Genomic DNA, 6,365 nt, shown 5'->3' with positions numbered 1-6,365 from the left:
CGTTCGGGCAAGATCATGCGGCGCCTGCTGCGCTCGCTTGCGAAGGGCGAGGCGATCACGCAGGACGTTTCGACGCTGGAAAACCCGGCGATTCTGGAGCAACTCGGGGAGTCGATCTAGAGAGCTCACCGGTTAGAAGCACTCATTCATATAACGTCGATTACGACGCCAATCACCAGGAGACAACTATGAGCATTGCTAACAATATCAAGTATCCGAATCCAGCCCCTCTCGGGCTGGCCGGCTTCGCACTGACCACATGGCTGCTTAGCATGATAAACGCCGGGTGGTTCGCTGGCGACGGCATGAACCTCGTGTTGGCCTGCGCGCTCGCGTTCGGCGGAACTGCCCAGATGATTGCCGGTGTGATGGAGGTGCCGCGCGGCAATACGTTCGGGGTTACCGCGTTCGTGAGCTACGGTGCATTCTGGTGGTCGTTTGCGCTCTTCGTTCTGTTCCTGCACGACAAGGTCCCGGCGTCCTTTGTCGGGTGGTATTTGTGCATCTGGGGCGTATTCAGCTTCTACATGTGGCTTGGCACGTTTCGTTCGCCCGTGGCGCTGCAGATGATCTTTTTCTCCTTGTGGGTGACGTTCGCCCTGCTGGCTGTGGGCGAATGGACGGGTTCCGCGGCCGTACATCACGCAGGCGGCTACATGGGGCTGCTCACTGCGGTGCTTGCTTTCTATCTGTCGGCGGCAGAGATCCTGATCGAGGCATACGGACGCCCGATCATTCCGGTCGGGCGGCCTCGCGTTGCTGTCGCCGCGGCGCCGGCGCACTGACCTGGCGCCATTCTTTTCACCCAATGCGACGCGTAACGCCACTGGCAATTGAGCCTTGAATGCCGGCGTGCGCCAGACGGGAGCAGGTTCGTCGGACGCGGCCGCTTGCGCAAGTCTTCGCAAGCGGCCGCGTTGTCGTCTTCGCGGCGCGCGCATGTCTGACGCGGTCGCATTGAAAGCGATCCGAATACGCATGATAAAACTCGCAGATCTGATTCCCGGGGCCCTGGACCAGGCCGAACTGCACTGGCTCGCGATGCCGAACCGGCATTGGGTGCTGCTCTCGCGGCGGCGTGCGGCGATGATCGTCAACCGGGTGCGTATGCTCGCGTTTCTGTTCGCGGTGCTGACCCCGCTCTGGAGTATCGTCGACCTGGTCGTCTTCCCGTTTCCCCTGTGGTTCTGGCTCGCAATGGCGCGTATCTTCGCGAGCGTGATGTTCGCCTCGCTGCTGTTGTACCGGCCGAACGGCGAACTGGCCGATGCGTATCAGGCGATGGCACTGCTCTTCGCGGTGCCCACGGTGTTCTTCATCACGTCTTATGTGCTGCTCGGCCACTATCATCTTTCTGCGATTTCCGCCGCCATAGCATCGGGGTATGCATTCTTGCCCTTTGTGCTGGTGGCGGGCTTTTCGATTTTTCCCCTCACGCTGCTGGAGAATATCGTTTTCGCGAGTCCGGTTCTCATGGCCGAAGGGGCCGCAGGGTGGATGCGCTGGAGCGGAATGGACTGGCCCTCGTTCGCGGGGGCGTTCTGGCTGCTCGTGCTGATCATGGGCGTATCCGCGCTTGCGGGCATCAGCCAGCTTGCGTTCATGGTCGCACTTGTGCGGCAGAGCATTTACGACCCGCTCACCGGCGTGCTATCGCGCGGTAGCGGTGAAGAAATGCTCGATCTGCAGCTTGCTCTCGCAAGCCGCAGCAACGCACCGTTGACGGTCGTGCTCATCGACATCGATCATTTCAAGCAGGTCAATGACCGTTTCGGTCACGATGCCGGTGATCGCGTTCTCAAGCAGTTCGCGCACGGCTTCAAAACAGCGCTTCGGCGTGGCGACATTCTGATCCGCTGGGGCGGCGAAGAGTTTTTGCTCCTCATGAGCAACGTCGGCGTGTTCGAAGCCACTCGCGCCCTGCAACGCGTGCGGGAAGGGGGCATGGGCAAGCGGCCGGATGGATCGCCGCTCACGGCGAGCATAGGCCTTGCGGAACGGATCTCGGACGGCTGCGACGAGTGGCGCTCGCTCGTCAAGGCCGCGGACACCCGCATGTACGCGGCCAAACAACGTGGACGCGACTGTGTGGTCGCCGCGGGGTGACCCCCGCTTGACGTTCCGTCGTCAGACATGGCGCGAAGCGGCATGCCCGGTGCGTGGCCTGCGGGGGCGCCGCGCTGAGGATCGTTCGCAACGTGCGCTGCGGTGGAAAAGCGCTAAACGGGAAACGTGAAAATCACTGTTCTACCCGGGCAAATCGCGCGCTGTCTCCAGCCTGGCGCGCGGGCGCGGCGACAGGCATAGTCGCGCCGGGCGCGTCATTCGCTGGCGGCGTTCTGACTCCGAACGCCACGAGCAGCAATTCCAGAAGCAGGCGGACATGCTCGCCGCCGAGCGAATACAGAACCGAGCGCGATTCCCTGCGTGTCTGAACCAGGCCGGCCTTGCGAAGCTCCGCGAGTTGCTGCGAAAGCGCGGGCTGCTTGATGTCCAGCTGGTCCTCGATCTGTCCCACCGACTGCTCGCCTTGCGCGATCTGGCAAAGCAACTGGAGCCGGTTGGCATTGCCAAGCAAGCGCATGAGTTCCGCAGCCTCGCCCGCGTGCCCCTGTAGCGCTTCGAAGTCCTCCGGCGTGGTTCTCATGACGATTGCCGTTCCCGGAAATACCACGGTGCCTCGTCTTTTCCGCTTTGCAGGGCGCGCTCAAGCGAGACCGGAGCCAGTTCCAGCATCGGCATGCCTGCCTGCCAGCCTTCGGGCGTGGAGGCGCCGGTGCTGTCCGCGGCCTGCAGGGCGCGGACAAGGCGCAGTTGCTCCTCGACCGAGCGCCCCACGTTCAACGGATACCACGTGACCGCCCGGACTATCCCTTGCGGATCGATTACGTAGCTTGCCCTGATTGCCGCCGCATCGGGCGCAAGCGGGTCGAGCATGCCATAGGCCGTGGCGATGGCCATCGACGGATCTTCGATGATGGGAAACGTTACCGCGACGCCGAAGTACTCGCGGATGTCACGCAGCCAGGCAATATGTGCATAGAGGCTGTCGATGGACAGCCCGAGAAGCTTGCAGCCGATCGCGTCGAATTTGTCCTGCGCTTTCACGAGGCTGACGAACTCGCTTGTGCAAACAGGCGTGAAGTCGGCCGGATGGGCGAAAAAGAGCAGCCAACTGCCGCGGTAGTCAGCGAGCGTGCGTTCGCCGCAGGTGGTTCGGGCGCGAAATTCCGGTGCGGGATCGCCGATTCGGATGGCGCGGGTGGCCGTGAGGGGATCGTTCATGGTGGGCATTGTCTTCGTCGCAAGTATATCGGGGCGCGGGAGGGCCGTGTAACGAGACTTATTATTTCTTAATCTATGAAAATAAAACGTTTGCGTCGAGAGGGCGAATCGGCGCGGGCGGGTGTGCCGCGCGAGCCGGTGCGGCAGTTGGCCACGCTTGATCCGCTACTAAAAGTTACTCGATTACATAAAATGTGAAACTATCAGGGGCGGGGAGATATGTCGCCTCCGGGGTTTCACCGATGCAGTGGATCGAAACGCCAATCGTTGAATGCCGGTGCGCGACGCAACCCGCCGCAGGGCCGGAATCCGAGGATTCGGCTCGTCTGTTTTTTTGCGGAGCATTTCATGATCAACGATACCGTGGTCGAGCTGTCGCGGCTTCAGTTTGCCGCCACCGCGCTCTATCACTTCCTCTTTGTCCCGTTGACGCTGGGACTGACCTTTCTTCTCGCGGTGATGGAGACCGTATACGTCATCACCGGCAAGAAAATCTACCGGGAGATCACGCAGTTCTGGAGCGGTCTGTTCCTGATCAACTTCGCGCTCGGCGTGGCGACCGGGCTCACGATGGAATTCGAGTTCGGCACGAACTGGTCTTTCTATTCGGGGTTCGTCGGCGACATCTTCGGCGCGCCGCTCGCGATCGAGGGGCTGATGGCCTTCTTCATGGAGTCCACCTTCATCGGCCTGATGGCGTTCGGCTGGGACCGCCTCTCGAAAGCGCAGCATCTGACCGTCACCTATCTCGTGGCGCTCGGCTCCAACTTCTCGGCGCTCTGGATTCTCGTGGCGAACGGCTTCATGCAGAACCCGCAGGGCGCCTCGTTCAATCCCGTCACGATGCGCATGGAACTGACGAGCCTCGGCGCGCTCATCTTCAGCGACGACGCGCAAACGAAGTTCGTTCACACCAGCATCGCGGGTTACGTGACGGCCGCCATCTTCGTGACCGGCATCAGCGCGTACTACCTGCTGCGCGGCCGGCACGTCGAGATCGCGAAGCGCTCGTTCCGCATGGCGAGCCTGTTCGGCGTGCTTTCGGTGGCGGGCGTGATCACGCTCGGCGACGCACTGGGTTTCGTGGGCGGCCATGCGCAGCCCTCGAAGCTGGCCGCCATGGAAGCGATGTGGCAGACCGAGAAGGCGCCCGCGCCGTTCAACATCGCGACCTGGCCGGTCCAGGGCGAGCAGCGCAACGCGTGGAGCATCCAGATTCCGTATGTGCTCACACCGCTCCTCACCCATACGTTCGACACGACCGTTCCGGGCATCGACCGCATCGAGGCCGACGCCGCCCGGCGCATCAAGAACGGCATTCCCGCCGTCGAGGCGCTCAAGGTGCTGAGTTCCGATCCGGCCAATGCCGCGGCGCTCGCGCAGTTCAACGCGCACCGCGACGACCTCGGCTACGGCTTCCTCGTGAAGCGCTACGCGGACGGCCAGGACGTTGCGAACGCAACCGACGAGAACATCACCCGCGCCTCCCACGACGCCATCCCGAACGTCTTCACGATTTTCTGGGTGTTCCGCGCGATGGTGGCCTGCGGCCTGCTGATGCTCGCGTACTTCGTGATCTCGGTGATCCTTTCGCTGCGCGGCGACCTCACGCGGCACCGCTGGTTCCTGAAGCTGGCCCCGTGGATGATCCCCATTCCCTTCATCGCCTGCGAAATGGGCTGGGTCACGGCGGAAGTCGGCCGGCAGCCCTGGACGGTGTTCGGCCTGCTGCCCACGTGGATGTCCGCGTCGAGCCATAGCGTGGGCTACATGATCTTCTCGCTGGCGGGCTTCGTCCTTCTTTATACGATTTTCGCCGCAGTCGAAATCTTCCTGATGGTCAGGGCGGTCCGCAAGGGACCGGAAAGCCACGATGCCGACGGGCACGCGGGCGGCGAACTGGCTGCACTGGGCATCACGACGGTCAAGGAGCATTAATGGAACTCTATCTTTTCTTCAAGGTGCTCTGGTGGCTGCTCCTCGGCGTGCTGCTGATGGGGCTGGCGATCATGGTGGGTATGGACATGGGCGTGGGCGCGCTGCTGCGCTACGTCGGCCGCACCGACACCGAACGGCGCATCGCGCTCAATACGATCGCGCCGCACTGGGACGGCAATCAGGTCTGGTTCATTCTCGGCGGCGGCGCGATCTTCGCGGCCTTTCCGCTGATCTACGCGACCGCGTTTTCGGGGCTCTACATCGTCATGCTGCTGCTGCTGTGGACGATGATCGTGCGGCCGCTGGGTTTCGAGTACCGCAGCAAGCTGCCGACGGCCGGGTGGCGCAACGCGTGGGACTGGGCGCTCGTCGTGAGCGGCGCCGTGCCGATGATCGTGTACGGCGCCGGCATGGGCAACATGCTGATGGGCGTGCCCTTTCACTTTGGCTGGGACTTGACCTCGTTCTATACGGGCAGCTTCCTTGCCCTGCTCAATCCGTTCGCCGTCATGTGCGGGGTGCTGTCGCTGTCGCTGTCGGCCTGGATGGGCGGCGCGATGCTGATGGGCCGCACCGAGCGCGGACCGCTCTGGACGAGGGCGCAGCGCGCCGCGACGGTCGGCGGCGTGGTCGCGCTCGTGCTGTTCACGATCGGCGGCATCTGGGTGAGCCATCTGCACGGCTACCGCATCGAACATGCGCCGCTGCCGGGCGTCGCGCAGACGCCGCTGCAACAGAGCGTCGTGGTCGCCGAAGGCGCGTGGCTGGACAACTTCCACAGCCATCCCGTGTTGTGGGCCGTGCCGGCGCTCGCCTATATCGGCCTGCTGCTCGGTCTGCCCGCCGTCCGCGCCGGCCGCTCCACGCTGGCCTGGTGGCTCGGCGCGCTGGCCTGGATCGGCGTGATCGGCACGGCGGGCGTGAGCCTGTTCCCGTTCCTCATGCCGTCGTCGAGCGACCCGTCGCAAAGCCTGACCGTCTGGAACTCGGTGTCGAGCCGTAACACGCTCATGTGGATGACCGGCTGGACGGCGGTGTTCATGCCCGCGATCATCGCGTACACGAGCTGGGCGTTCTACGTCATGCGCGGCAAGGTGAAGGCCGAGCATGTGGAATCGAACCCGCACGCCTATTGAGGATTG

The 6,365-nt window shown here is 63.3% G+C and carries 6 protein-coding genes; 4 read left to right on the top strand and 2 right to left on the bottom strand.

The annotated features are described in order from the left end of the window. Positions 1-188 precede the first annotated feature (188 nt). Together BLU17_RS13765 and BLU17_RS13760 are read left to right on the top strand one after the other, a co-directional pair. Complete coding sequence (locus BLU17_RS13765; protein WP_091997288.1) at positions 189-785, top strand: acetate uptake transporter; 597 nt, start codon at positions 189-191, stop codon at positions 783-785. A gap of 55 nt (positions 786-840) precedes the next feature. Then, a complete protein-coding gene (locus tag BLU17_RS13760; protein ID WP_218137010.1) occupies positions 841-2,106 on the top strand; it encodes a GGDEF domain-containing protein in 1,266 nt (421 codons plus the stop codon). Positions 2,107-2,239: 133 nt separating this feature from the next. Here BLU17_RS13760 and BLU17_RS13755 read toward each other — a convergent pair whose 3' ends face one another. Continuing rightward, positions 2,240-2,647 carry an ArsR/SmtB family transcription factor gene (locus BLU17_RS13755; protein ID WP_091997284.1) on the bottom strand — a complete coding sequence of 136 codons (408 nt, stop codon included), beginning with the start codon at positions 2,645-2,647 and terminating at the stop codon, positions 2,240-2,242. Next, on the bottom strand, positions 2,644-3,294 hold the full coding sequence (locus BLU17_RS13750) for a peroxiredoxin (protein WP_245746844.1): 651 nt from the start codon (positions 3,292-3,294) through the stop codon (positions 2,644-2,646). The genes BLU17_RS13755 and BLU17_RS13750 overlap by 4 nt, the downstream gene beginning before the upstream one ends. Positions 3,295-3,633: 339 nt before the next feature. Between BLU17_RS13750 and BLU17_RS13745 the strand changes: the two genes are divergently transcribed. Together BLU17_RS13745 and cydB are read left to right on the top strand one after the other, a co-directional pair. Next, on the top strand, positions 3,634-5,223 hold the full coding sequence (locus tag BLU17_RS13745) for a cytochrome ubiquinol oxidase subunit I (RefSeq protein ID WP_091997327.1): 1,590 nt from the start codon (positions 3,634-3,636) through the stop codon (positions 5,221-5,223). Further along, the gene (cydB, locus tag BLU17_RS13740) at positions 5,223-6,359 is read left to right on the top strand and encodes a cytochrome d ubiquinol oxidase subunit II (protein WP_091997281.1); all 1,137 of its coding nucleotides are present in this window, start codon (positions 5,223-5,225) and stop codon (positions 6,357-6,359) included. The genes BLU17_RS13745 and cydB overlap by 1 nt, the downstream gene beginning before the upstream one ends. The last annotated feature ends 6 nt before the right edge of the window (positions 6,360-6,365 follow it).

Origin of the sequence: Paraburkholderia lycopersici, assembly GCF_900096975.1 — a bacterium.
In the GTDB taxonomy this organism is placed as follows: Bacteria; Pseudomonadota; Gammaproteobacteria; order Burkholderiales; family Burkholderiaceae; genus Paraburkholderia; species Paraburkholderia lycopersici.
This window is presented reverse-complemented; position numbering and strand designations above follow the sequence as displayed.